The organism is Allobaculum sp. Allo2 (assembly GCF_022701175.1).
Classification (GTDB): domain Bacteria; phylum Bacillota_I; class Bacilli_A; order Erysipelotrichales; family Erysipelotrichaceae; genus Allobaculum; species Allobaculum fili.
Genome location: NZ_CP078088.1, coordinates 2,028,848 through 2,054,050, shown reverse-complemented (window position 1 = coordinate 2,054,050; position 25,203 = coordinate 2,028,848). Strand labels below are relative to the sequence as shown.

21 protein-coding genes and 6 pseudogenes are annotated in these 25,203 nt (G+C 49.4%); 16 read left to right on the top strand and 11 right to left on the bottom strand.

Features of this window, described 5'->3' with window-relative positions:
* Positions 1–466 precede the first annotated feature (466 nt).
* The 10 genes and pseudogenes from KWG61_RS11645 to KWG61_RS11600 all read left to right on the top strand — a co-directional run.
* The gene (locus KWG61_RS11645; protein WP_242743873.1) at positions 467–748 is read left to right on the top strand and encodes a hypothetical protein; all 282 of its coding nucleotides are present in this window, start codon (positions 467–469) and stop codon (positions 746–748) included.
* Complete coding sequence (locus KWG61_RS11640) at positions 688–1,236, top strand: hypothetical protein (RefSeq protein ID WP_242743871.1); 549 nt, start codon at positions 688–690, stop codon at positions 1,234–1,236. Before KWG61_RS11645 ends, KWG61_RS11640 begins: the two co-directional genes overlap by 61 nt.
* A gap of 193 nt (positions 1,237–1,429) precedes the next feature.
* A pseudogene (htpG, locus tag KWG61_RS11635) lies at positions 1,430–3,432 on the top strand (molecular chaperone HtpG).
* A gap of 449 nt (positions 3,433–3,881) precedes the next feature.
* Complete coding sequence (locus tag KWG61_RS11630) at positions 3,882–4,361, top strand: queuosine precursor transporter (protein ID WP_242743869.1); 480 nt, start codon at positions 3,882–3,884, stop codon at positions 4,359–4,361.
* On the top strand, positions 4,310–4,558 hold the full coding sequence (locus KWG61_RS11625; protein WP_242743867.1) for a VUT family protein: 249 nt from the start codon (positions 4,310–4,312) through the stop codon (positions 4,556–4,558). Before KWG61_RS11630 ends, KWG61_RS11625 begins: the two co-directional genes overlap by 52 nt.
* Positions 4,559–4,785: 227 nt before the next feature.
* Positions 4,786–6,056: pseudogene (gene tgt, locus KWG61_RS11620) on the top strand (tRNA guanosine(34) transglycosylase Tgt).
* Positions 6,057–6,506: 450 nt separating this feature from the next.
* A complete protein-coding gene (locus KWG61_RS11615; protein WP_242743865.1) occupies positions 6,507–6,980 on the top strand; it encodes a BspA family leucine-rich repeat surface protein in 474 nt (157 codons plus the stop codon).
* Complete coding sequence (locus KWG61_RS11610) at positions 6,977–7,960, top strand: BspA family leucine-rich repeat surface protein (protein WP_256460877.1); 984 nt, start codon at positions 6,977–6,979, stop codon at positions 7,958–7,960. The genes KWG61_RS11615 and KWG61_RS11610 overlap by 4 nt, the downstream gene beginning before the upstream one ends.
* Positions 7,909–8,430 carry an InlB B-repeat-containing protein gene (locus tag KWG61_RS11605; protein WP_242743863.1) on the top strand — a complete coding sequence of 174 codons (522 nt, stop codon included), beginning with the start codon at positions 7,909–7,911 and terminating at the stop codon, positions 8,428–8,430. Before KWG61_RS11610 ends, KWG61_RS11605 begins: the two co-directional genes overlap by 52 nt.
* Positions 8,400–8,945, top strand: a pseudogene (locus KWG61_RS11600) (InlB B-repeat-containing protein); the annotation flags it as partial. The gene KWG61_RS11605 and the pseudogene KWG61_RS11600, both read left to right, overlap by 31 nt.
* Positions 8,946–9,227: 282 nt before the next feature.
* Here the strand turns inward: KWG61_RS11600 and KWG61_RS11595 are convergent.
* The 4 genes and pseudogenes from KWG61_RS11595 to hisS form a co-directional block, all read right to left on the bottom strand.
* Positions 9,228–9,680, bottom strand: coding sequence for a hypothetical protein (locus KWG61_RS11595; RefSeq protein ID WP_242743859.1), 453 nt, complete (start codon positions 9,678–9,680; stop codon positions 9,228–9,230).
* A gap of 2 nt (positions 9,681–9,682) precedes the next feature.
* A complete protein-coding gene (locus KWG61_RS11590) occupies positions 9,683–10,213 on the bottom strand; it encodes a toll/interleukin-1 receptor domain-containing protein (protein WP_242743857.1) in 531 nt (176 codons plus the stop codon).
* 367 nt (positions 10,214–10,580) lie between these two features.
* A pseudogene (gene aspS, locus KWG61_RS11585) lies at positions 10,581–12,433 on the bottom strand (aspartate--tRNA ligase).
* A gap of 182 nt (positions 12,434–12,615) precedes the next feature.
* Positions 12,616–13,968, bottom strand: a complete 1,353-nt coding sequence (gene hisS / locus KWG61_RS11580; protein ID WP_230267874.1) for a histidine--tRNA ligase — start codon at positions 13,966–13,968, stop codon at positions 12,616–12,618.
* Positions 13,969–14,758: 790 nt separating this feature from the next.
* On the opposite strand from hisS, the gene KWG61_RS11575 reads away from it, so the two are divergent.
* The 4 genes and pseudogenes from KWG61_RS11575 to KWG61_RS11560 all read left to right on the top strand — a co-directional run bounded on the left by KWG61_RS11575 (position 14,759) and on the right by KWG61_RS11560 (position 18,162).
* Positions 14,759–16,303, top strand: a complete 1,545-nt coding sequence (locus tag KWG61_RS11575) for an ABC transporter ATP-binding protein (protein ID WP_242743855.1) — start codon at positions 14,759–14,761, stop codon at positions 16,301–16,303.
* Positions 16,293–16,445 (top strand): hypothetical protein, encoded by a 153-nt coding sequence (locus KWG61_RS11570; RefSeq protein ID WP_242743853.1) that lies wholly within the window; start codon positions 16,293–16,295, stop codon positions 16,443–16,445. The genes KWG61_RS11575 and KWG61_RS11570 overlap by 11 nt, the downstream gene beginning before the upstream one ends.
* Positions 16,442–17,118: pseudogene (locus KWG61_RS11565) on the top strand (ABC transporter ATP-binding protein); the annotation flags it as partial. The gene KWG61_RS11570 and the pseudogene KWG61_RS11565, both read left to right, overlap by 4 nt.
* Positions 17,116–18,162 (top strand): ABC transporter ATP-binding protein, encoded by a 1,047-nt coding sequence (locus KWG61_RS11560; RefSeq protein ID WP_367614377.1) that lies wholly within the window; start codon positions 17,116–17,118, stop codon positions 18,160–18,162. The pseudogene KWG61_RS11565 and the gene KWG61_RS11560, both read left to right, overlap by 3 nt.
* 237 nt (positions 18,163–18,399) lie before the next feature.
* Here the strand turns inward: KWG61_RS11560 and KWG61_RS11555 are convergent, their stop codons facing one another.
* From KWG61_RS11555 to KWG61_RS11545, 4 genes are all read right to left on the bottom strand, one after another.
* On the bottom strand, positions 18,400–19,095 hold the full coding sequence (locus KWG61_RS11555; protein ID WP_367614206.1) for a glycerol-3-phosphate acyltransferase: 696 nt from the start codon (positions 19,093–19,095) through the stop codon (positions 18,400–18,402).
* A 134-nt stretch (positions 19,096–19,229) separates the two neighbouring features.
* On the bottom strand, positions 19,230–19,736 hold the full coding sequence (locus KWG61_RS16410; RefSeq protein ID WP_256460876.1) for a dipeptidase: 507 nt from the start codon (positions 19,734–19,736) through the stop codon (positions 19,230–19,232).
* A gap of 14 nt (positions 19,737–19,750) precedes the next feature.
* Positions 19,751–20,140 (bottom strand): membrane dipeptidase, encoded by a 390-nt coding sequence (locus KWG61_RS16405; protein WP_256460875.1) that lies wholly within the window; start codon positions 20,138–20,140, stop codon positions 19,751–19,753.
* A complete protein-coding gene (locus KWG61_RS11545; protein WP_242745744.1) occupies positions 20,038–20,253 on the bottom strand; it encodes a hypothetical protein in 216 nt (71 codons plus the stop codon). The genes KWG61_RS16405 and KWG61_RS11545 overlap by 103 nt, the downstream gene beginning before the upstream one ends.
* Positions 20,254–20,608: 355 nt before the next feature.
* Between KWG61_RS11545 and KWG61_RS11540 the strand changes: the two genes are divergently transcribed.
* Positions 20,609–21,163, top strand: coding sequence for a GNAT family N-acetyltransferase (locus KWG61_RS11540; RefSeq protein ID WP_230267879.1), 555 nt, complete (start codon positions 20,609–20,611; stop codon positions 21,161–21,163).
* Positions 21,164–21,347: 184 nt separating this feature from the next.
* Here KWG61_RS11540 and KWG61_RS11535 read toward each other — a convergent pair whose 3' ends face one another.
* From KWG61_RS11535 to KWG61_RS11525, 3 genes and pseudogenes are all read right to left on the bottom strand, one after another.
* A complete protein-coding gene (locus KWG61_RS11535; RefSeq protein WP_242743851.1) occupies positions 21,348–22,775 on the bottom strand; it encodes a hypothetical protein in 1,428 nt (475 codons plus the stop codon).
* Positions 22,772–22,957: a hypothetical protein gene (locus KWG61_RS11530; RefSeq protein WP_242743850.1), complete on the bottom strand. Its 186-nt coding sequence runs from the start codon at positions 22,955–22,957 to the stop codon at positions 22,772–22,774. Before KWG61_RS11530 ends, KWG61_RS11535 begins: the two co-directional genes overlap by 4 nt.
* A 949-nt stretch (positions 22,958–23,906) precedes the next feature.
* A pseudogene (locus KWG61_RS11525) lies at positions 23,907–24,885 on the bottom strand (IS256 family transposase); the annotation flags it as partial.
* On the opposite strand from KWG61_RS11525, the gene KWG61_RS11520 reads away from it, so the two are divergent.
* Positions 24,861–25,199: a hypothetical protein gene (locus KWG61_RS11520; RefSeq protein ID WP_242743848.1), complete on the top strand. Its 339-nt coding sequence runs from the start codon at positions 24,861–24,863 to the stop codon at positions 25,197–25,199. The pseudogene KWG61_RS11525 and the gene KWG61_RS11520 overlap by 25 nt on opposite strands.
* Positions 25,200–25,203: the final 4 nt, after the last annotated feature.

The window sequence follows — 25,203 nt, the reverse complement described above, 5'->3', positions numbered from 1 at the left end:
TCTTTCAATTTGTTACATAAAATTTCATTCGGTTTTCAGTATAGCATTGCACGCTGTAATGAAAAGGAAAGCGTAAAACTCCCAAAGGAGTGCACGAAAAACGTCAGAAAATCGACGAGGAATCCCTGATCCTGTCCGACATCGCCCCCGCATGCAAGATCGAAATGTTACGGACAGAGCTATGTATAGATCCAGCTTTCTGTATAAAACAGAAGGCGGCAAACGGCGAAGTCAAAGCGAATAATGAAATCCCGCTCTTTCTTACAGGATCACCCGTCAAAAATCGAATCCTTTTCATGCTTTCAGAGAACGGCCGGACGGGTCAAATGAGATGCCCAGAGCCGGCCGATTCGGACAAAATCGTATCAAAGAAAGGATTTGCATAACTTGGTATGGATTAAGGGGATGTTTAAAAATGGATTCTTTTTCTGTATCATAGACAAATAGATATGAGGTGAATTTGATTATGAAAACCTACGAAGTTCGACTGGGTTCGAGCGAAGGAGAAAGCACAGCTCCTTTTAACGGCAAGTCCTTTCGCAAACTGAGCGACGCATCGGCACAGATGAAGCGAATTGTCGCAATGCTTCAGGACGACAACAGCCTGATTTCCGACGATCTCGGAATCTGGATTATTCGAAAAACGCCCGCAAAAATGAGCCGGGAACGCAAACGGAACTGGTTCAGATGCTCTGCGGACTGGATGAAGATACCAACGAATTCTGCTACGAAGGCATTTATCATTTGACAGCCTGCACCGATTTTGAACGCATGATTCTGATCGGCGAAAAGAAAGGCAGCTGGCTGGGCGACTACAGCGTGCAGATCGCTTCCCAGGGCGTAAGCGAAGTCTGCTTCTTCTCGGATCTGGAAATGATTCTGGAATCCGTTAAGGATCTCAAAGGTACGCCGGACCAGATTCGCAACCGCCTGCTGACGATCTACCGTCGTGTCAACGACAAGGAAGCCGAGCCGATTGCGCTGTTCCTCTACACGCTTAAGGACGGCGAGCTCGTTCTGCAAAGCCGCGTGAACGTCGCCGGTGAAGATCGCGACTTTGAAATGCTCGATCAGTTCATTTTGAGCGAGCAGAATCTGCCGGTTGTAGATGCCGAAAACGAAACGGCCGAAGAAGCTGCAGAAAAAGCGGAAGAAGCTGCCTTGAAAGAGGAAGCAGAAGAAGCAGCAGAAGAAACCAAAGAAGAAATGATCGAAGCGGTTTCGGCTCAAGCGTAATTCTCTTCCAGTACAAAATCATTATTATTCAGGCAAAAAGTCGGTGAAAGCCGGCTTTTTCTGTTGGAATAAATCCGTTGGAAAAGCACGGTATTGAGCTTGCAAACGAAAGTATAGAGAACTATACTGTTAGCAAGCTTAGAGATTAAGTGCTAATTCGCGTATACGCGCGAGTTCGATTATGGAGGTCTGAATGTCTGAACGAAAAGAATTCAAGGCGGAATCGCGCCGCCTGCTTGATCTGATGATCAATTCCATTTACACGCACAAGGAAATCTTTCTGCGTGAGCTGATTTCGAATGCGTCCGATGCACTCGATAAATACTATCTGGATTCGCTGAAAAACCATAAGATTCCAGAAAAACTGGCGATCCGCATCGATTTTGATGAAAACGCAAGAATGCTCACGATTTCCGATAACGGAATCGGCATGACCAAAGAAGAACTCGAAGACAATCTGGGTACCATCGCTAAATCCGGCTCGCTTGCCTTCAAGGAAGAGCTCAAGAAGGAAAAGGAAGCCGGTGAAAACCCGGAAGCCAGCAGTGACTCCGAAGCGGCAGCCAATTCCGATGTCGACATCATCGGTCAGTTTGGCGTCGGCTTCTATTCCGCATTCATGGTCGCGTCCAAAGTCACCGTCGTTTCGAAGGCGCTCGGCAGCGATCAGGCCTGGAAGTGGGAATCCGATGGAACCGACGGCTATACGATTGAAGAAGCCGAACGGGACGATCATGGTACAACCATCACCCTGCTTCTGAAAGAAGATGACGAAAACGAGAAATACTCCGAATATCTGAATTCCTGGAAACTGGAGATGCTCGTTAAGAAATATTCCGACTATATCCGCTATCCAATTGAAATGGATATCACGACGCAGAAACCGGTAAAACCGGATGAAGAAGCGAAGGAAGCGGAAGAGCTGGCAGAACCGAAATTCGAAACGGTTACCGAGACACGCACCCTGAACTCCATGATTCCGCTCTGGAAAAACAGAAATCGGAAATCACGCAGGAAGAATTCGATCAGTTCTATCAGGATCATTTCAACAACTACACCAAACCGCTCGATACGATCTTCTTCAATATTGACGGTTCGATTTCCTTTACCGCGCTGCTGTACGTACCGTCCAAGCGTCCGGAAAACTTCTACTCCAGCACTTTTAAACCGGGTCTGGAACTGTATTCGCGCGGCGTACTGATTGAAAGCCACTGCGAGAGCCTGCTCCCGGATTACCTGCGCTTCATGCAGGGTCTGGTCGATTCGCAGGATCTGTCGCTGAACATTTCGCGTGAAATGCTTCAGCACGATCATCAGCTGCGCTTCATCCGCAAGCAGACCGAACGTAAAGTTCTTTCCGCTCTGGCAAGCATGCAGGAGAAGAAACCGGAAGACTATCTGAGCTTCTGGAAAAACTTCGGAATCAGCCTGAAGATCGGCATTTACAATTCGCAGGGCGCTGACACCAGCAAGCTGGAAAACCTGCTCATGTATCCGACCAGCGATGACGGCAAGTACAAATCGCTCAAGGAATTTGTCGCTTCCATGCCGGAAGAAGATAAGGACATTTACTATCTGTCTGGAACGAACATCGATACGCTGAACAAGCTGCCGGCAGCGGCTAAGCTGAAAGCCAAAGGCTATCCGGTTCTGTATCTGACCGATGAAGTCGATGAGTTCATCATCCAGATGATCAGCCAGTACGACGGCCACAGCTTCAAGAACGCCGCTCAGGGCGATCTCGATCTCGATACCGAAGAAGAAAAAGAAGCTCTGAAGACTCAGAACGAAGAAAACAAGGACCTGCTGACGTACATGAAGGACGTACTGCCTGAAGTCAGCGAAGTCCGTCTGTCCAACCGTCTGGTCGATGATCCGGTTATGCTCGTTGCCGGCGACGGCCTCTCCTTTGAAATGGAGCACATCTTTGATGTCTTTGCCAAACAGGCTGGCGAAGACACTAACCCGGGTCTGCAGGCTTCCCGTATTCTGGAAATCAATCCGAACAACCCGATCTGGAACGTCCTGCGTACAGAGTATGTAACCGATAAGGACAAGGTTAAGGAAATCGCGCAGATCCTCTACGATCAGGCGTGCCTGATTCAGGGCTTTGCCATTAAGGATCCAGTCGAATACTCCCGCAAGGTCGCTTCGCTGCTGTCGACAATGGCGACTGCCGATGCGAAAAAGGACTAAAGGGCTGAATTGAGAATTCGATGATTCTCGTTTAACCAGACAACCCAGTTTCGTCTTTGAATCCTGATTTAAAAATCCAGCATCATCAAAACCGATTTGAATCTCTGCGCAGACGCAGAACCAGAACAGCTCTGGTCAGGCGTCTGCGTTTTTATATGGCAATTTTTGCCGCGCCTTTTGCTGCCTTCCAGGCCGCTTCCAGACGATCGGAATGGCTTCGTCTTTTGAACAGAACCCCGTTTTTATATCCGTGTCATTCTGGAGTATGGATCAGAGCAGGAAAAAGCAGAAAAATGTATACTTTCAAAGGCCGCACCTTCTTGGAAAGGTTCGTTCGCATTTTGTATTTCTCTGTCCCAGAAATCGGATAGGAACGCTGGCAATACTGGTTTCCCTGTCGATCCAGCCAGTGCAGGCGGCCTGCCCAGGAAAAGAAGGATTGATTAAACATGAATCAGAAACAACCTAAACAGGCACAGGAAACCTTCAGCTCGAAAAAGTTCAAGCTGATGATTTACATGACCGCGCTGAGTGCCGGCGCCCTGCTGATCTCCAATCTGGCAGCGGTAAAGCTCTGGAATATGGGCGGAATCGCCGTCGATGGCGGTCTCGTTCTCTTCCCGCTGACGTATATACTCAGCGACCTGATTGTAGAACTGTACGGAAAAGACCGTTCCCGCAGCGTAATCTATGCAGGCTTTCTCGTCAACGTGATTGCGGCACTCGTCTTTTATGTCGTAATCGCACTGCCGCCGTATCCCGGCTGGGATATGCAGGAAGCGTATGCGATGGTGCTTGGTTTTTCGCCCCGCATTATTCTGGGAAGTCTTAGCGGCTATCTGACCAGCAGTCTTCTCAACAACTATCTCTTCGAAAAATGCGCGCGTCCTCCGGAATCTTTGCCCGAAGCTTTATCGCGCGTGCGCTGACCTCTTCGGTTTTTGCGCATATTCTCGATACGATCGTATTCGAAACGATCGCTTTTCTCGGCGTTCTCTCCTTCCAGGAATTTCTGATGCAGGCTCTGTTTGCCTATATTCTCGGAATGGGACTGGAGTTCGTTCTCTCGCCCGTCGAAATCGCCATTGAAAAAGCGCTGAAAAAATGGCTGAATGAAAAGCAGTAAACCGTTCGAAAACGTACCGGAAAATTCGCATCTCCGATCGAAACAAGAGACGAAGCCCTTCTTCCAAAACGCATGAACCGGATGGAAACATCGAGACTTTCGTCCCAAGCAAGGCTTTAAACGAAAAAACAGTCCAGAAGATGCAGTCTTTCTGGACGTATCGTGAATACACAGAAAGGCAGGTTATGAATATGGATCAGACATCCGTTTCTTCTGCAGAAGACAGAATGGAAACAAAAGATACGACCCAGCAAAGCTTTCCCAATCGCTTTTCCTTTGAAATCCTGGAGAGAATTCCAGGCCATCTGGGTCGCGCAGGAATTATTCACACGCCGCACGGGGATATTCATACACCTGCATTCATGTGTGTTGGAACCCATGGGGAAGTTCGTTACGTCAGCATGGAGCAGCTGAAGGAAATCTGCGCGCAGGCGATGCTCTCCAACGGCTACCATCTGCGCGGCCGTTCGCAGGAAATCGCAGATGCCGGCGGTCTGGCGAAGTGGTCCGGCTGGAACAGTCCGACGCTGACGGACTCCGGCGGCTTTCAGGTCATGTCGCTTGGAAGCGGCATCGGCAAAGTCGTCAGCATGGACCGGGAAAGGAAGTCGTCAACGCGCCGAAAAAGGAGCGTCTGGCTATTGTCATGGAAGACGGCATTCAGTTCCACGATCCATTCACCGATCAGGATGACTTTATCGGTCCGAAAGAATCCATGGAAATTCAGTGCCGGATCGGTGCGGACATTCATATGGCGTTTGATGAACTGACGTCTCTGGCCGATACGTATGAATACAATAAGGAAGCGCTGGAGCGTACGGAACGCTGGGCGCAGATTTCTCTCGATGTCCATAAGCAGCACCGCGACGATCTCGGCTATCGCCAGTCGCTTTACGGCGTACTGCAGGGCGGTCGCTGGGAAGATTTGCGCCGCTCGACCGCGAAAAAGCTTGGTCAGATGGACTTCGATGGATATGGCCTTGGCGGCGCGTTTCTCAAGAGCGATCTTGGAGAAATTCTGAAATGGTGCAACGAAGAACTGCCGGAAGGTAAGCCTCGCCATCTGCTTGGCCTATCCCGGCCGGATGACATTCTCATCGGTTCGGAAAACGGAGCCGACACCTTTGACTGTGTCGCCCCCACCCGCGAAGCGCGTCATGGCCGCCTGTATACGAAGTACGGCTACATCAATATCGAAAAGTACGCAGGAAGTCTCGACGTCATCGATGAACACTGCGACTGCCCGGTATGCCAGGCCGGCTATACCCGTGATGAACTGCGCGCGCTTCTCAAAAGTCAGGATCCAGAAGACCGGGAGAAGTACTTCACACTGGCCAGCATCCATAACCTGCGTTTTACGATCCGCCTGACGGAAGAAATTCGACAGGCTATTCTGGACGGCCGCTTTGAAGAATACAAGCAGCAGTTCATGAAAGACTATTACGGCTTCTCGCCAAAAGGCGCAGCCAACGAGAAGAAAAATACGAATAAACAATAAATTCAGAATCCGGTAAACACTTTGCAGACGGTGAACCGGAATACGAACAGAAATGATTTACGAGCAGAACGTACCGTCCAATTCGTCCGTTGCGCGGATTACTAAGGGCACAGTTCTGCTCGTTTTTTCATGTCTTACAGAAACGGGGAAAGTACAGAAAATGTGTACGTATTGCTCCGTTTTAATACAGACAAATATGGTATACGACTAGATTTTTAAATAAAACAGAGGATTGAAAAAGTAACAGAAAATGAAACAAAACTGTAATTAAAAATACAGGGAAAAACGACATTTTCATGTTGATTTTCCCCACTTTGGGAAAGTGGTTCCATATAGCTCCTACACTGAAAACAGAAAGGTGCAGGTTCGAGTCAGCTGGTCAGATCGGGCAGTCTGATCATTCGGGTCATTCTCGAACTTCGCACATTTGCTTTGCACGAAGGAGTATGTATGAAAACAAAGCAATCAATGAAGAAGCTGCTGTCGCTGGCTTTATGCCTGAGCGCGCCGGTTTCGATGATGATCTCCATGCCGCAGACCGTTCTGGCACAGGAAGCGACGACCGCGCCGCAGGAACTGCCAGATGTCTCGGATAAGAAAGAAAATGGAACCTGGGGAACAGTAAAATACTATCTTCTGGATGACGGAACCCTGTATTTTGGACCTGGTCAGACAGCCACCACCCCAAAGAAATTTTATCTGGCAAGCTCTGTTACACGCATCGTCTGCCATCCCGATTTTGATTCCAGTCCGCTGACTTCCATGTATGAGATGTTTTATAACTATACAAAACTTGAAGACATTTCCGGACTGGCAGAATGGGATATCAGTAATGTAACTACCATGTACGGTGCTTTTGCGAATACAAAAATTAAAAATACCGATGCGCTTTCCTCCTGGGAATCTTCTAAACTAGGGGACTGAACAGTACGTTTTCCGGCTGTACGGAACTCACCGATTTAAGCGGACTGGCTAATCTTGGAAAAAGCGGCTCCATTCGCGACATGAACGGCGCTTTCCTTGGCTGCACAAGTCTGGAATCTCTGCATGGACTGGAAGACTGGTTTTCCGCGGAAGAATCCAGTCTGGATTCCATGTCCTCAACGTTTGAAGGGTGCACGAAGCTGAGCGATGTATCTGCTCTGTCCGGATGGAACACCATGAACGCGACCAACCTCTGCCAGACGTTTAACAGCTGTCCGATTTCCGATCTTTCGGTCTTTTCCAACTGGAACGTTTCGAAAGTCAGCGGCTTTGCGGGAACGTTTACCGGAAATACTGCTCTTACATCCCTGAAGGGACTGGAAAACTGGAATACAGCCAGCGCCAGTTCCTATGCGCAGATGTTTGAAAACTGCACAAATCTGAAAGATGCGAATGCGATGAGCCACTGGAAAACCGAAAAATGGTTCAGTGCGGACAATATTCTAAACAATACTGCTGTCACTCATCTGGATTTATCGGGCTGGAATACCGCACAGATGTTTTTCAGTGATACATCGAGTTATTTGTTCTCCAATCCGCTTACCGCAATCCGACTTTCTGCAGATTACCTGAGCATGATCCGCCCGAATAAGCAGGCGCTTGTCAAATCGAAAAACAGCGACGCCTACGGGGATTCCTGGGTCAGCCAGAACCTGCACGGACCGTATACGTCCGCAGAACTGACTGATGGAACAGTTACATGGACCGAAGATATGGATGGCTGGTGGGGACGAGCCAAAACGGCGACTCTCGTCGACGAAGCGCATGGTTTGACCAAAACGATTTCTCTTCCCGCCGATCTGGAAGTCAGCCTTCCGCTTGGAACGGGCGCCTTTGACGGGAGCCCATTCCATGCCAGAGTCATCGGGTGGAAAAAGCCAATAGTGAAGAAACCATCACGAAATATACAGCTGGACTGAGCGAAGAAAATATTGAACTCAACCCGGTATGGGAATTCGAGCTGCATGCGAACACCTGGACGTTTGATGCCAACGGCGGTACTGGAACGATGGATTCCATTGAGGTGAGCGTACCTTCGGATACGTCCGCTCGCGTTCCAGACTGCTCGTTTACCCGCGAAGGCTACACGTTTACCGGCTGGAATACAAAAGCCGACGGCAGCGGTGATAATATCGCGGTTGGCGATACGATTGACGTGGATTACTCCATTGACCAGTTCACCGTATACGCACAATGGAAGAAAATTCCTTCGCATCAGGTTGCCTTTGAAGCCAATGGCGGCACAGGCGATATGGAGACGCTGATCTGGAATGGTGAAGAAGATCACGCTTTGCCAAAAATGGCTTTACCCGAACGGATTATGAATTCACGGGCTGGAATACGAAAGCTGACGGTACGGGTATTACCTACGCGGATGAAGCGCAGCTGAGCGGCGGTGAAGAAGACTCTGAACTTACGTTATATGCTCAATGGAAAAAGATACCGTCTCATATGGTAACCTTCGCTGCAAATGGCGGAACCGGCACTATGGAACCTCTGCTCTGGAAAGGAGAAGAGGGAAATAAACTGCCCAAAAATACCTTTACCCGATTCGACTGGATCTTTACCGGCTGGAATACAAAGGCCGATGGTACTGGTACCGCTTATGCCGATGAAGCCCAGCTGACCGGCGGCGAAGACGATACGGAAATCACGCTGTATGCCCAATGGAAGGCTGTCCTGCATTACGATCTTCTCGATCAGGCGATTGAAAAAGGCGAGTCAATCGCTTCGAAATCGTTCAAATCAAATCAGAACGAGACACTCAATGCGGCGATTGCAGAAGCAAAAACGGTTCGAACACAAAGTGAATCGCAGATCGAGATCGACCAAGCCGCCAGAACGCTCAATCAGGTACTTCTGTCTCTTCGCCTGACCACGGATACAGCACTGCCGAGTCTATAGAGCGCCATTTCCGCTTGGAAATGATAGAGGAGATCCGTTTTTGAGAAAACGGAATCCGACCGATCCTAAACAAACGGCACCAAAATGAAAAGTCCGCTAGTGTCGGAAAACCAGATTTGGCTCCGACCTGGCGGACTGTTTGTTTGTACGAGGATTGAGCAGGGAAAGAAAAACAGGCTGCGATCATTCCTTTCTCAGGAAGAAACTGCTGTTTAGCAAAAGAACCGCGTTACCTGTTTTACTCAAACGAGGAGGCTATGTCCTCGGATTGTTCACGTTCTTTCAAAAAGTCTGCCAGAGGGGTGCACAGGTGATTCCACATATAATTGAACTCAGTGCGATATGCCTGGTACATTTCCCAGTCTTTTTTGCTCCATCGAAAGTAAATGATTCCTGATTATCACTTGAACCATCACCATAGCGGTAGTTTTTTAAAGAAAGCGAACCCGTTCCGTCTTTTCGATGGACGAGGTAGGTTCGATGTAAAATCGGCAGCGAACATACGCGTACCTCTAGCAGTTCTGGGTAATTGGCGCTTCGTTCTCTCCAGATATTGAAGTTGTTTTCTAAAGGGATGTACCACTTCATTTGTTTACGCATATGCTGAACGATCTCTTCCGAGGTGTATTCAGACTGAATGATGACTCGTACCGGTATGTGATGCTCCATTAGCTTCTGCAGAATGTCGATCTTTTCATTATTTAGATACCAGTAAGAACCGACATGAAAGGCCATATCTACACCGCTGACGTTTTGAGAGGAATCCAGAGAATACTTAAAAAATCAGCAACATTTTGGCCAATGTTTAATCCTAGAGAAATTGTTCCAGGAGCTAGAAGGAGAAAGCTTACCAGACGATCAACAGAGGCTTCGAAATATTCTGTTGAAAGGATAACTGAATTTAGCTGTTCAAGAATTTGCAGAGAAGGAGGTAATAGCGAGGACAGCTGACTGGACCAGACAAAACCGTGCAGCTGAACGGGTATAATAGTCTTCTTCAATTCCATAGCGGCTTCAATTTCCTGTCGGACCCAGTCTTCTTCATGAACGCAGCGATCGAGAGCGGCAGGGGAAAGAATCAGAATAAAATTTTCACAGTTCGCAATAGCATTCTTGATTCGATTGTTTATGTTTCCTGCTTTGGACTCTTCCAGATCGAGAAAACAGGAAATTCCCAGAGATTCGAGCTGATCGCGAATCATTTTGGCCGCAAAAACCGTCAGCGCGGCGATAGCTGATAAAACAGTCCACAGGACTGGATCCGTCATGCAGCGGATCGGGCTGGAAATGGTTCATAAGGATCTGCACCTCCGTTTCTTTTTCTCGGGTCCAGAAAGAAGCTTCTAAATCAGGGAATGATGTCTTCTTCCTTGGGATTGATAACTGTTTTCAATGCTCGTTGTATTGGAATGTTTCTGTTCATTCAGAATAGGCAAAGAAGGACAGACGTGCAATATCTGTTGGATTTCTTCGCATTTTCGATTGCGTTTTCCACAGATCTGTATCATTTTTCACATACAAAAATCGGCCGGTTTTCTGCAGCCGTTTCCGAAGGGAAACAGACTGCAGAAGACCGGCCGTTTTGAGCTGATCGTTAATCCAGAGGATTTCTTGAAAAATTATCGTGAATCGGGATTAGCGGTTTTCTTTCCAGGCGCGGATTTCGTCAAGGGAGACGTTTACAACGCTGCCGTCGGAAAGGGTAAGCGGAAGGGTGCCTTCACGCAGGCTTTCGAGAACTTCACGCTCTTTGGGTTCTACGTTTACCGCCAGTTCGAGCTCATCAAGCTGGAGAGGATCGACGGTATTTGGTGCATCGGACATCGGGTCGCGGGCGGAAGCGTTTTTCGGGAAGGCGATGACATCACGAATGGAGTCTGTTCCGCACAGCAGCATGGCGATACGGTCGAGACCGAAAGCCAGTCCGCCATGAGGAGGTGTTCCGTACTGGAAGGCATCGATGAAGAAGCCGAATTTCTGCTGGGTCTGTTCCGGGGTAAAACCGAGAACTTCGAAGATTTTGTCCTGCAGTTCCTGTTCATAAATACGCATGGATCCGCCGCCGAGTTCATAGCCGTTCAGTACGCAGTCGTACGCGTTCGTTTTGACTTTGCCAGGATCGGTGTCCAGCAGAGGAATGTCCTCGCGTTTTGGCATCGTGAACGGGTGATGCTGGGAAACCCAGCGGTTTTCCTGTTCGCTCCACTCAAACATAGGGAAGTCGACAACCCACAGGAAGGAGAATTCGTCTTTTTCTTCAGACCCTTTTCGGAAGCGATATCGTTGCGCAGAGCACCGAGGGCCGTGCAGGCTTTGAGCCATGGATCGCTGACAAGCAGAACGGTGCCGCCGTCTTTTACGCTGGATGCGTCTTTTAAAGCATTCAGTTCTTCTTCCTTGAGGGATTTAACCGCGGAGCCGGAGAAGACACCGTCTTTGTATTTGAGAACGACCAGACCGCTGGCGCCGTTTTTGCGGGCTTCCGAGGTCAGACGCTTGATTTCCTTGTTGGAAGGCTGGAAGTCTTCTACGGTAATGCCTTTGATCACGCCGCCGTTTTCAAGGGCGTTATGGAACGGAACGAATTCGGCTCCCTTAAACGTTTCAGAGAAATCCTGCAGTTCCATGCCAAAGCGGTTGTCCGGTTTATCGATGCCGTAACGGTTCATGGCATCTTCCCAGGTGATTCGCTCAAACGGGGTCGGCAGATCGACGCCTTTGACGTCTTTCATCAGTTTCTTCAGCATCGCTTCCGTCAGCGTCAGAATCTGATTTTCATCGAGGAAGGACGTTTCGATGTCGAGCTGGGTAAAGTCGGTCTGACGGTCTGCACGCAGGTCTTCGTCGCGGAAGCAGCGGGCAAACTGGTAGTAGCGCTCCATGCCGGAAATCATGAGCAGCTGCTTGTACAGCTGAGGCGACTGCGGAAGGGCGTAGAACGTACCGGGTTTCCCGCGGAGGGCACGAGGAAGTCACGGGCGCCTTCTGGTGTCGAACGGCCCAGAACCGGCGTCTCGATTTCGACGAAATCATGGGTATCGAGGAATTCACGCAGGGAACGGACGATGGCTGCACGCGTCATGAGATTTTTCTGCATGACGGGACGGCGCAGGTCGAGATAGCGGTATTTCATACGGGTATCTTCGAGCGCGTCGGTTTCATCCGCAATGATCAGCGGCGTAACTTTTGCCGGGTTGACGATCTCAAAATCGGAAACGATGACTTCGATATCGCCCGTAGGAAGCGCCGGGTTCTTGTCCTGGCGTTCTTTACAACGCCTTTTACATGAAGAACGTATTCCTGACGGACTTCTTTCAGGCGATCGTTGAAGCTTTCGTCAAATACGAGCTGCACGATGCCGGAGCGGTCGCGCAGGTCGATAAAGTTCATAGCTCCAAAGTTTCTTTTTTGGAAACCCAGCCGACAAGTTCAACTGGAGTGTTTTCGTTCTCCAGACGAAGCTCGCCGTTGTGATGGCTTCGATTCATATCAGATAACCTCCTTAAAGGGAAAAACAAAAGGAATTTGAAAATTAAAGGAATTGGAAAAGGGAATATAGACGGCAAAACGGGAAGGGAGGCTGCGATTCAGACTTTCTATACGCATTTCGCAGGCGTTATGCCGTTTTTGGATAAGGAAATGGATTCAGGTCAGGACGGGTAGTGTCAGCTTAGTCCTGATGATCGTGCGCTTCGTGCTCGTCATGGTCATGATCGTGCTCATGATGATGATCGTGACCGTGCTCATCGCCTTCTTCGAACTGACTGTCCATGAAGTCGATCAGCTCATCCGCATTCAGACTGGTCTGTTCGCGGGTCTGCGCGTTCTTAATCGTAACAGTGCGGTTTTTCGCTTCGTCTTCGCCGATCAGCAGCGTGAATTTGGCATGGGCGCGGTCTGCAGCCTTAAACTGCCCTTTGAACGATTTGCCCATGAAGTCCATGTCAGAACGGAATCCGTTGGCGCGCAGTTCGGTCAGAAGTTCAAACGCATAGCTGCGGGCTTCCGGATTGAGAACCATGACGTACGCATCCAGAGGCGGCTTTTCGCCAAGTTTAATGCCTTCCGCTTCCAGCGCGAGCAGAATGCGCTCTTCGCCAAGCGCCCAGCCGATGCCGGACATTTCCGGTCCGCCAAAATAGGGGATCAGGTTGTCGTAGCGGCCGCCGGCAAGAAGCGTAGCCTGGGCACCCATGGAAGGCGATTCGCTGACAATTTCAAAAACAGTATGCGTGTAGTAGTCGAGACCGCGAACCAGAGAAGGATCGACACGATACGGAATGTTCATTACATCGAGCAGATCAGTAACCGTCCTGAAGTATTCGCGGCTTTCCTCGTTGAGGTAGTCAGCCATGGACGGCGCGTTTTTCATGCAGTCCTTGTCGTGATCGACTTTGCAGTCGAGAAGACGGAGCGGATTCTGTTCATAGCGGCGCTTGCAGTCGGAACAGAGATCATCGACATATGGTGCGAAGTATTCTTTTAAAGCGCTTCGATACGCCGAGCGGGATTCGTCATCGCCAAGGGTATTCAGCAGAATGGTAATATGGTCAAGGCCAAGGGAACGCAGAATGGAGTAGGCGAGAACCATCGCTTCTACGTCCGAATACGGGCTCTTCAGACCAAGAGATTCGATACCGAACTGGTTGAAAATACGCAGACGGCCTTTTTGCGGACGTTCATGACGGTGCATCGGGCCGATATAATACAGCTTTACCGGAAGATCCGGCAGAGCGTACATTTTGTTTTCTACAAAGGAACGGACGACTCCTGCGGTTCCTTCCGGACGCAGAGTCAGGGACGTCGAAGAATTGGGAAGAGTAAAGGTGTACATCTCTTTGTTGACCATGTCGCTCGAATCGTTTTCGCGCTTGAAGACATTGGTGTGTTCAAAGATCGGGGTACGAATTTCATCAAAGTTGTAAAGAAGACAGAACTGACGGAATAAAGTTTCGAGCTGCTGCCAGGAGTAGCTTGCTTCTCCGTAAATATCCTGCGTTCCTCTCGGAATTTGGTAACTCATGTTTTCCTCCAGTTGACGGGCAGTTCAGCAGGGGCTGAACCGTACACTAAATCTTACTATATTTATTACGGTCATATAGCCTGAATTGAACAGACTCTGAAAAGGTTTTGCATTTTGTTCATCAAAACGGAAGGCCGTTTCCTTTCCGTCCGAAGATACTTCAAAAAAGCGGCAAGGAAACGGGGCGAGCCCGGCCTTCCAAAACTCCTGTTCAGAAAGGGCCTGTCCGCCTGCGGAATACCGAATTGAGGGAATGAAAAGCGAATTTCTTACCGTTCTTGCGTATTCTAAATACAGTTCTGTATTTTGGCGGTTCCAGCTGACAAACAGTCTGCTTTTAAAAACTGACGGAAGGCGGAACGAGCGCACCGTCCTGGACATCGTCAGTCTGTACACCGACAGATTGACAATTCAGAAAACGGCATAACCGTCTGCGCGCCTGTATACGAAAGAGTCAGCAGGCAGGAATCAGCAGACAATAGATAAGAATAGAAACATTATGAGCGGCCGGGTTCCGGCTTTTCATCGAAAAGCAAAAGATAAAAATCCAGAGCACAAGGATGCTGAGCGCCAGAATAACCGGCCTGAAAAGAGGGGATAGGATGAATGGTTCAGCGATTTTTAAACTGACAAGAAGTGCGCGAAAAGATTTTATTCTCGCCGTGATCTATGTTGCCATCGAGACTTTACTTGAAGTCATCACCCCGGTTTTGATGGCCGATATTATCGATATTGGCGTGATGCACCGGGATACGTCCATCTTTGTCAGCCGCGGTTTGGGGATGCTCGCTTGTGCAGCGGGTTCACTTCTTTTGGTCTGCTCTATGCCAAAGCGGCAGCCCGGGCTGCGGCTACGGTCGCCAGCCAGATTCGACAGGCGCAGTTTGATCAGATCGAAAAGTTTTCGTTTGAAAACATCGACCGCTTTGAATCGTCGGGACTGATTACCCGACTGACGAGCGATGTCATGGTTTTGCAAAATACGATCACCAACGGCATTCGACCGATCGCGCGCGGCCCACTGATGCTCATTCTCGGCATCATCATGTGCTTTATCATCAGCTGGAAACTGTCCATCGTCTATCTGATCGTTTCGCCGATCATGGCTCTGCTGCTGATCTGGATCGTTTCGAAAGTCGCTCCGCAGTACCGGTTCATTCAGAAGACGGTCGATGCGCTCAATGAGGCAGTGGAAGAAAACCTGATTGCCATTCGTCTGGTGAAATCCTTTGTTCGTGCGGATTACGAAACAGACCGTTTCGACCGGGTCAACGAAGATCTGGCGTCTTTAATGCAGAAGACAAACCATCTGGCCTTCTTGAACCTGCCGCTCTTTCAGGCTTCGATGTATATCACGATTCTGGTTTTGCTGGCCATCGGTTCGATGATGATTGTGCAAAGCATGCTGGCTGTCGGTCAGCTGACCGGCATCATGTCCTACGTTCTGCAGATCATGAATGCCTTTATCATGATGTCCAATATCTTCCTGCTGCTGACCCGTTCCGCGGCTTCGATTCATCGCATTGAAGAAGTGCTCGACGAAAAGATTACAATGCACTCGCCCGAACAGGGAAAGCTGCTTCAGGACGGTTCGATCGATTTTGAAAACGTCAGCTTCAAGTATTCGAAAGAAGGCAGGGAAGACGTTCTGAGCGATGTGACGCTTCATATTCCTTCAGGAAGCCGGGTCGGCATTATCGGAGCTACCGGATCGGCCAAATCGTCTCTGGCCATGCTCATTCCGCGACTGTATGACGTATCGAGCGGCACTCTGAAAGTCGGTCAGGAAAACGTTCATGATCTGGACTTGAAGGCGCTTCGCGAAGATGTTGCCATGGTTCTTCAGAAAAACACGCTCTTTTCCGGAACGGTTCGCGACAACCTGAAATGGGGCAATCCAAACGCCAGCGACGACGAAATTCTGAAAGCGATCGATCAGGCTGGAGCCAGCGAACTGATCGCCCGACTGCCCGGCGGTCTTGATATGGAACTCGGCCAGGCCGGCGTCAACGTGTCCGGCGGTCAGAAGCAGCGTCTGTGCATTGCCCGCGCGCTGCTGAAAAAGCCGAAAATTCTCATTTTTGATGACTCGACTTCGGCAGTGGATACGAAGACGGATGCGCTCATTCGTAAAAATCTTGCCGAGATTCACGGGCTTACGCAGATCATCATTGCACAGCGCGTCTCTTCAATTTCACACTGCGATCAGATCGTGGTCATGGATCAGGGTCGTATTGTACAGACCGGCACCCATGACGAACTTTTGAAAACCAGCCCGATTTACCGGGAAATTTATGAAAGCCAGCAGGGAGGAGGTCAGCCGGATGAACAGTAAATCAAATGCATCCAGACCCAGAAACCGTCGTTCGGTCTTTCGGCGTCTGCTCAACTACATGGGCAATCACCGGCTGACGTTTTTGCGGTCGGCCTTCTGGTTACCGTTTCCGGTCTGGCCAATCTGGCTGGAACGTATATGATTCGCCCGATCGTCAATACAGCCGGCGAGGGCAATACGAACGGCGTGATCCGGCTTCTGGTGATCATGGGCGTCATTTATCTGACCGGCGTACTCAGTGCGTGGGGCTATACGCAGCTGATGGCCAAAGGCGCCCAGCAGGTCGTCAAGGAAATCCGGCACGATCTGTTTGTCCATATGGAATCTCTGCCGATCCGCGTATTCGATACGATAAAACAGGGCGATCTGATGGCGCGCTTCACTTCGGATGTCGATACAGTCAGCGATGCACTCAACAACTCGTTTGCATCCATGATTCAGAACTTCATTCAGGCATTTGGTACGCTGCTTCTGCTTTTCGTGCTCAACTGGAAGCTTTCGCTGATCGTCGCTGTATTCTACCTGTTCATGTTCGCGTACGTTCTTCTCGCCAGCAAGACGAGCCGGAAATACTTCTCTTCCAGCAGAAATACATCGGCGCGCTGAACGGTTTTGCGCAGGAAGCCATCCACGGTCTTCGCGTCATCAAAGTATTCAATCATGAAGACGCCAGTATGGAGCAGTTTAAGAAATACGATAAGAATCTCTATGCGGCTTCGAAAAAGGCGCTGTCCTATTCGCAGACGATGGTCCCCTTTATCGTTTCTGTTTCCTATATTAATTACGCCATTGTAGCGATTACCGGCAGCTACATGGTTCTGCAGGGTCAGGCGGACGTCGGTTCGCTGGCCAGCTATCTTGTCTTTGTTCGGCAGGCAGCAGCACCGATTAACCAGTTCGTTTCCCAGGCAACGCTTCTGCTTTCGGCCCTTTCGGGTGCGGAGCGCATCTTTGATTTTATGGACATTGCGCCGGAAGCCGATCAGGGACACGTGACCCTCGCTTACGGAATTCAGGACGAAAATGGCAAATGGATGGAAAGTTCCATTCCGCAGAAAAACTGGGTGTGGAAACATCCGCGCCCGAACGGTTCCGTGGAATGCGTACCTCTTCGCGGGGATGTGCAATTTCGTCATGTCGATTTTGGCTATGTTCCGGAAAAGCAGATTCTTAAGGATGTTTCGCTGTTTGCCAAGCCCGGTCAGACGATTGCTTTAGTCGGTGCGACTGGCGCCGGAAAAACGACGATTACCAACCTGCTCAACCGTTTTTATGACATTTCCAAAGGAAGCATCTTGCTGGATGGCATCGACATCAAACTGATCGCCAAAGACGATCTGCGCCGGTCGATGGCCATGGTTTTGCAGGATACGCATCTGTTTGCGGGAACGATTCTCGATAACATTCGCTACGGCCGTCTGAACGCCAGCGATGAGGAAGTCATCGAGGCAGCCAAACTGGCGAATGCCGATTCCTTCATCCGTCGTCTGCCGGAAGGCTACCATACGCGTATCAGCTCCGATGGAGCGAGCCTTTCCCAGGGTCAGCGGCAGCTGCTTTCCATTGCGCGAGCAGCCATTGCAGATCCGCCGGTGCTCGTTCTTGATGAAGCCACATCGAGCATCGATACCCGAACGGAAAAACAGATTGAAGAAGGCATGAAGCATCTGATGGATGGACGAACGACGTTTGTGATTGCGCATCGTCTGTCGACCGTGCGCAACGCCGACTGCATTATCGTGCTCGATCAGGAAAAATCGTTGAGCGCGGCAGCCATGAAGAATTGCTCGAACAGAACGGCTTTTACGCCAGACTGTATAACGGCATGTTCGAACTCAGCTGATTGTTTTTGCAATTAGTAATACAGATCTCGCATGCGAAAGCGGCGGTTCCATACGACTTTCCCTAGGAAAGCGTGAAACCGCCGCTTTTTACAGGATACAATGCACGGGGAAATGCTGCCGGAATGCCGGCGGCTGCGGAGAATTTCCGGAAGATTCGTTTCACACGTAGATCGGGCACGTCTTGCAAATATATACAGACGTTTAGTCTGAAAAAGCCGGTCCAGGACCGGCTAAATGAGAAATCGATGAGAGTTAAATCCAGGTTACTTTGCTTTCCTTGCCGGCGCGAACTTTAAGAATGTTCGATTTGTGCCGGTAGATGATCAGCGCGGTCAGCATCCAGCTCCCGGCGATCAGGAGCAGATCCTGCGAATTGGTCGACCAGTTCATGGAAAGAATCTGCAGGGAACTGGCGAGTGCCGCACAGATGGAAGCCACGGACACCCATTTGTATAAATACAGAATGATGAAGAACATCAGAAACGGAATGAGGAAATACAGTCCGTTATGGAAGACAAACAGGGAAATGCCAAACAGGAAGCCGTACATGCTGGCGACTGCCTTGCCGCCTTTGAAATGAGCAAAGATCGGATAGCAGTGACCGATGCAGCAGGCCAGTCCGCTGACCAGCGCGCAGGCCGGAGAAACGAGGGCGCCGATGCCAATGGCAGCAACAACTTTTAAGGCATCCATGAAAATGACGAGAACGCCGACCTTTTTGCCGAGAACGCGTCCCGCATTGGTACCGCCAGGATTGCCGGATCCTTTTACGCAGATCGGTATGGAAGAAGACTTTTCCGATGACCAGCGCGAACGGAATGGACCCCAGCAGATAGCCGATGATAAGACAAAGAATAAACCAGAAAATTTGCACAGATATTCACCTCTAAATATTCGTCTATCCCGATGCAGAGCATCGAATGCAGTTCCTGTTTCGAAAAGAAGCACAGGATCAAACGCGGGCAAAAGCCGACTGGAAAAGATGGCCTCCTGCTGCTTTAGACAGACAATTTACTGTACACCTATTGTATCAGTCCGAGCGATTTCTAGCCGTGCAGAAGGAAAAACAGATTTCCTGGTTTTCAGAGATCCTCGGGAAGAACCTGCTGCAGGACGCGAAAAACGTTTTCGCCCATGACTTTGGCAATGTCTTCTTCACTCCAGCCCGCTTTTTCTAAGGCGTCCGCCAGCTTCTGCATCTGCGAAGCGTCTTCAATTTCGACTTTGGAGTGAATGCCGTCAAAATCTGTACCGATCGCGCAGACGTCAATTCCGCCGGCTGCCCGCAGATGTTCAAGATGACGAATCATGTCTTCAAGCCGCGAGAGGTCTTCATCGTTTTCCCGTAAAAAGTCGGCACAGAAATTGAGACCGATCACGCCGCCCGTTTTGGCAATGGCGCGAATCTGCTCATCGCTGAGGTTGCGGCTGACTTCGCATAACGCCCGACAGTTGGAATGAGAAGCAAGGACGGGTTTAGAGGCCATTTCCATCACATCCCAGAACGCCTTGTCTCCAAGATGCGAGACATCGATTAAAATGCCGAGTTCTTCGCATTTGTGAACGAACTGTTTGCCGTGTTCGGTCAGTCCCTTTTCTGTTTCTACGCGAAAAAGGGAGCCGGTTTTCGGTAATCGACATCCGCAAGATCCGCAAAGGAAATGTTGGGGTGACCGATCGCGTTTGGATAGTTCCAGGTCAGCGCAATGAGCCGAACGCCCATGCGCTGCCAGAATTCGAGCAGGTCCAGATCCTGAAACATCACATCGCCTTCTTCCAGAGAAAGCAGAACGCCAGTTTTCGAAGAGTTTTGTAAAGCATCCAGATCCTTGCGGGTAAAGATCGGAAGCAGAAAAGCACGATGTATGTGCATCTGCTTCTGAAATTCGTTCAGCAGACGAAGCGCTTCGTGTTCGGGCTGACGGCCGTTGCCGCGATCAGTAAACAGCGCAAACGTCTGCAGCGCCACGCCGCCTTTTCGAAGTTTTTGAATATCGATGCAAAGATCGTTTTTGCCAGAGAGGCGTCCTGATTCTGATCGCGGCGTTCGCGCAAAGCGAGAATGGTATCGCAGTGCAGATCGCATACGGGATACGTTTTTGTCATGGATCGTTTTTCCTTTCCTGCCGGGTATGAAATCGAATCGAGAGGGATATGGACCCGGCTTAAACCGTGTTCGTCTTTGATTTTAACGGCTGCACAAAAACAGGCGATCCTCTCGAAGCAAAATGACAGAATTGTCTGAACCTGTACATTATCCAATCTCGTGTCCGTCCAAAAGAGTTTTCCTTTTTCGAGGGCGTGTAACGCGCTACTATATTTTCTAAAGTTTCTCTTTGTGTTGTCCTTTCACGGACTGTACCCCGAAAAGTGGACACGAAAGAGAGGATCATCCTGGATCCTGCATATTTACAGAATTCCATAGAAAGGAAACAGTCCCTTAAGACCTTAAGAAACGCCAATGTATACGATTCGATTTGCGAAAAAGGAAGAGGCCAGAAGACTTCTGGAAATTTATAGACCGTATGTGGAAAACACGGCGATTACGTTTGAGTGGGATGTACCTACCCTCGAAGAGTTTGAACACCGTATTGAAACCATTCAGAAGCACTATCCGTATCTGGTTCTAGAAGAGAAAGGCAAAATCATGGGCTACGCCTATGTCGCTCCATTTAAGGAAAGACAGGCATACGCCTGGAGTGTCGAAACCAGCATTTATCTGGATCGAAATTCCCGTCACAAAGGGTATGGCTCCAGACTTTATGAGGCCCTCGAAGAAGAATGCCGCAAAGCTGGATTCATCAATTTTTACGCCTGTATTGCCATCCCTTCCTGTAAGGACGATCCGTATCTGAATCTGGACAGCGTTCGTTTTCATGAAGCCAGAGGATTTAAGGAGTGTGGCCGCTTTGACAACTGCGCGTTCAAGTTTGATCGTTCCTACGGCATCGTCTGGATGGAACATCGCATTCAGGACTATACGCTTCCTCCCAAACCGGTAAAGACGATCGGCTAAACCTGCCAGTCGAAACTTTGCACAGGCAAAAGAAAGGGAAGAAAAGAAAGGGAAAAGGGAAGACAAAAAGAAAAGAGGCATAAGAAAAGGCTGTTCATGCAGGAATGCACGGGCAGCCTTTGGCATTATTTTGATCTGAATAAGATTTTGTGCTGGCTTATTCTGGATGGGAAATGGATTGGAATTATTCAACAACCCACCAGGCAACGCCTTCACCGAGCCATCCGCTGGAAATGAGGAATACATTTTCCTTGCGGCTTGTTGTGAAGTGGTGCGAGCCGGCCTGATCGGCGTTCGGATTGTATGTACGGAATACAGGTACGCCTTTTCCAAGCGCGTTGGAGTACCAGGCGATGCCTTCATATTTCCAGCCGAGATCGGTAAGAACGTTCATTTCCTGCTCATCGAGCGTGAAGTGATGATCGCGGTTGTTCGGGTTGTACAGACGGTAAACCGGTTCGCTGGATGTTTCCGGGGAAACCCAGGCCAGACCTTCATCATACCAGCCGATCGCGGACAGGTAGTTTTTCTCGCGGACATCCTGAGTAAAGAGGTGTTCGCCCGTGTTCGGGTTGTAAACGCGGTAGAGGTTTACCGTTGGGCCAACTTCTTCTTCTCCGCCGGTATCCACGGTTTTGTCGAAGGTATAGGTGTAGGCAGCATCGTATTCCTCATTGGAGAGAACAATGCCGTTTTCATCGGTGTTGATTTCTTCGGTCCAGCGGCCTTTGCTCTGGTCAAAGCCTTCGAGAGCAACCATGCCGGTTGGAATGAGAGACGCATCGAGGGTACCAGCAGCGTGTGCGCCGTCATTGGTTTTCACCATGTCCATGTCGATCTCTACGACTTTCGCATCGGCGGAACCGTCATCCCAGTTACCGTTTTCTACATGGAAAGCCACTTTGCCGGACGGTACGTCCAGTTCGAGACCGGTCTGGTCAATTACGCCGGTGAAGCGAATCGGAACGATCAAGGCCATCCAGGGATCCAGGTCAATGTTTCCGTGGAAGGTTGAGGTGCTCAGAATCGCCTGACCGCCTTTCTGGAAGTTTTCGTCCTTAATGAAGAGCGCGCCTTCTGGAGAGTAGGCATGGATTGTTTTCGGCTGTGTTGTTTTGTCGTCATCGAGCGTCTTGCAGGATACTTTGCCTGTTCCGTTTTCGTTGATTTCAAAGCGAACGGTGATTGTACCGGTCGTCGCATCATAAGAAGCCTGGGTACATTTCATGAACTTGAAGAAGCCTTCGGCAGCTGCGCCGCTTCCTTCTTCAAATACCTTCTGCCATGCCGATGTGTCGCAGAGAATGTCTTCGTTTACCGATACGATTTCCGGATTGATCTGGAACGTATAGGTGTAGCTTCCCTTGAGGGATTTTGTGTAAAACTGAGGTTTGCTGTTGGCCATGATGTACGCCAGACGGAAGGTTCTGTAGCTGTTCCATACGTTGGTCATGTCCAGATCGCCGCCGATCTGCACCTGACTCTGACCTTTACCTGGCTGATAGAGCAGGGAGTCCATCGGAGTGCCATCTACTAGCGTATCGATCGTCAGATCGCAGTTTACGTCGGTACCTTCGCGGTATGTCGCAGGAAGGTCACTGGCCAGAATCATTTTTCTTCTTCCGAAAGCGTTTCGTTGATGTCAGCCTGGCTGTTTTCCGACAGGGTGAAACTTTCCATCTGAGTCATTTCCTCTTCCTGAGCAAACGCCTGAACCGGAGAGAGGGTCATTGCAGCGGTGCTAAGGATCATAGAGGTACTCAGAGCAAGTTGTAAAAATTTGTTCTTTTTCATATCATTTCTCCTATAAATCGCTGTATTTGAATTGAACTTGCGTAAACAAGTCGCAATCACTTCGTATTCTAAGTATTATAATATAATTTAATATTCATTCATCGATGCGACGCAAATCATATCATGAAGCCATACTCCATGCGACATGAATACTGCATTTGAAAGCGGATCATATAATTTCACACAAAGGATACAAAATTGTTCGAATAGCAAATAAAGATCACATTAATGAAAAGAAGCGCAGCCGGCCTGCGCTTCTTTTTGAAGAATATGGGAAAGACGACAGTCCGAAAGACTCGCCTGTGCCCGGAACATCCTTCTCAAAACCAAAGAAAAAGATCGGCCGTTTCCATTGCCGATCTTCTGGTCTGTCTCATTCCTGTTTGGTCGGTTCGAACAGACGGGAAGTGCTGTTTAGATTGCTGATTCCGGTATCCAGGAAAAGCCGTCTGTTCAATTTCGATCTTCGGACTGGATCCATTTTCTATTTTCCGAATGCATCCATCAACAGACGGAATTCCTCTTGTGCCTGGCGTTATTTCCGATCTGTCTCATCCCGTTCGTGGATCGGACCTTATTTCGCTGCGCTTACTGTCTCAGGCTTGTTTCTCTCCGTTGGCAGAATGAGCGTCGGACTGATTTCGTATCAGGCGATTTTTTCGTCGGTCCAGCCGGCATCGCGGGTATGTCAAAAATTTTGTGTAAATTCGTTTTTGGTAGTTGAAACATTTGGCCGTTTCGAAGGCTCAAAACACCTCGCTGGACGAGGAGCGAGTGAAAATTTCTGGAGCGGCCCTTTATAGCGGGCGCCCCCTGCTAGACTTGTGACGTCCCTGCCAGGGTGGCATTTTTCGACGGCGGGGACGTCTTCAGGGGGCAGGGGAGCGGGGACCCGCTGTAAAGGGTTTAAGCGGAAGAAAATTTCATGAGCGGATTTCGGATCTGCCGCTTATCTGGCTGAGTACTTCTCCAGCCTGGCGCCCAGTTCTTCCTCGCACAGGAGCTGATTGCGTACCATTGCCCAGTTTTGAACCGTTCGTCCCTGCCATTTCTTCTCAAGCTCCACAATGCGTAGATACAAAGCCTTGTAAACTGAATCCTCATTTGGAAACGAGCCCTTTTTGTTACTTTTCGCAGGCTGGAGTTAACCGACTCAATCGCATTGGTTGTATACATTATCTTTCGGACAGCGCTGCCGTGGTTAAACAGCTGGAGTACGTGATGAAAGTTACGTTCCCAGACGCTCACGGAACCAGGATATTGGCTCCATTTCTCCTTAAATTCATCGAAAGCACCCTCTGCTTCTTTAGCGTTCAAAGCACCGTAGACTCTCTTGATATCCTTGCAGAAACCAGCTCTTTCTTTGTTTGGAATATATTTAAGCGAGTTACGAAGAATATGAACAATGCAGCGCTGCACAGTAACGTTCGGAAATACAGCCTTAGCGCCGCTTTCAAGCCCGCTTACACCGTCCATGGACAGGAAAAAATGTCTTCTATGCCTCGTGCCTTCAGTTCGTCAAAGATCTCCATCCAAAAGTGCCTGGATTCGCTCTCGCCGATCCAGATGCCAAGGATATCTTTGCAGCCTTCCGTGTCATAGCCAAGAACCACATATACAGCCTGTTCTTTGGCACCATGATCGGTTTTCACTGATACGTAAAGGCAGTCAACGAATACGAAAGGATAGCACTTCTTCAGGGGACGATGACGCCACTCATCAACAACCGGATAGACACGATCAGTGATGTTTGAAATCGTATCCGCAGAGACCGGGAAGCCATAGATATCCTGGATGATGTCGGAGATGTCGCGCTGCGACATGCCCTGGCCATACATACGGAGTATTTTGTCCTCGATATCTGAAATATCCCGACTGCCTTTAGGAACTGCCTGAGGCTGGAATGTACCAAGGCGATCACGAGGAATACGAAAAAGTTCAGACCAAACTGAGCGAAGAATACAATGCACTGGAAAACCCGGATGAAACGGTCGTTCTTCGCTACTCGCTCAGTGAAGAAAACAATCTGGCCAATACGCAGTACGAACCGAACACGGATATAAGTTCTCGATTACGTACCGCATCTGGATCGTCTGCTGATCTTCAACTCGCCGCAGGAAACGGACGCTTACTACAGTGCAGCTGCCAGGAGGAGGGTCATGCCGTTAAGCCGCTGTCGAGTTTTGTCAACGTAGCCAAACCAGTCAACCAGCCAAAAGAGATACAGTTTCGATTCCTGTAGAAAA

What these genes read in the sequence shown, in the direction of transcription:
- KWG61_RS11625 (WP_242743867.1), top strand. Translation starts at nt 4,310, where the DNA reads ATGCGCGCGTCCTCCGGAATCTTTGCCCGAAGCTTTATCGCGCGTGCG.
- KWG61_RS11530 (WP_242743850.1), bottom strand. Translation starts at nt 22,957, where the DNA reads ATGAAAAAGAACAAATTTTTACAACTTGCTCTGAGTACCTCTATGATC.
- KWG61_RS11560 (WP_367614377.1), top strand. Translation starts at nt 17,116, where the DNA reads ATGGTTCTGCAGGGTCAGGCGGACGTCGGTTCGCTGGCCAGCTATCTT.
- KWG61_RS11540 (WP_230267879.1), top strand. Translation starts at nt 20,609, where the DNA reads ATGTATACGATTCGATTTGCGAAAAAGGAAGAGGCCAGAAGACTTCTG.
- hisS (WP_230267874.1), bottom strand. Translation starts at nt 13,968, where the DNA reads ATGAGTTACCAAATTCCGAGAGGAACGCAGGATATTTACGGAGAAGCA.
- KWG61_RS11520 (WP_242743848.1), top strand. Translation starts at nt 24,861, where the DNA reads ATGTACCAAGGCGATCACGAGGAATACGAAAAAGTTCAGACCAAACTG.
- KWG61_RS11545 (WP_242745744.1), bottom strand. Translation starts at nt 20,253, where the DNA reads ATGACAAAAACGTATCCCGTATGCGATCTGCACTGCGATACCATTCTC.
- KWG61_RS11535 (WP_242743851.1), bottom strand. Translation starts at nt 22,775, where the DNA reads ATGATTCTGGCCAGTGACCTTCCTGCGACATACCGCGAAGGTACCGAC.
- KWG61_RS11570 (WP_242743853.1), top strand. Translation starts at nt 16,293, where the DNA reads ATGAACAGTAAATCAAATGCATCCAGACCCAGAAACCGTCGTTCGGTC.
- KWG61_RS11615 (WP_242743865.1), top strand. Translation starts at nt 6,507, where the DNA reads ATGAAAACAAAGCAATCAATGAAGAAGCTGCTGTCGCTGGCTTTATGC.
- KWG61_RS11640 (WP_242743871.1), top strand. Translation starts at nt 688, where the DNA reads ATGCTCTGCGGACTGGATGAAGATACCAACGAATTCTGCTACGAAGGC.
- KWG61_RS11590 (WP_242743857.1), bottom strand. Translation starts at nt 10,213, where the DNA reads ATGACGGATCCAGTCCTGTGGACTGTTTTATCAGCTATCGCCGCGCTG.
- KWG61_RS11595 (WP_242743859.1), bottom strand. Translation starts at nt 9,680, where the DNA reads ATGGCCTTTCATGTCGGTTCTTACTGGTATCTAAATAATGAAAAGATC.
- KWG61_RS11645 (WP_242743873.1), top strand. Translation starts at nt 467, where the DNA reads ATGAAAACCTACGAAGTTCGACTGGGTTCGAGCGAAGGAGAAAGCACA.
- KWG61_RS11630 (WP_242743869.1), top strand. Translation starts at nt 3,882, where the DNA reads ATGAATCAGAAACAACCTAAACAGGCACAGGAAACCTTCAGCTCGAAA.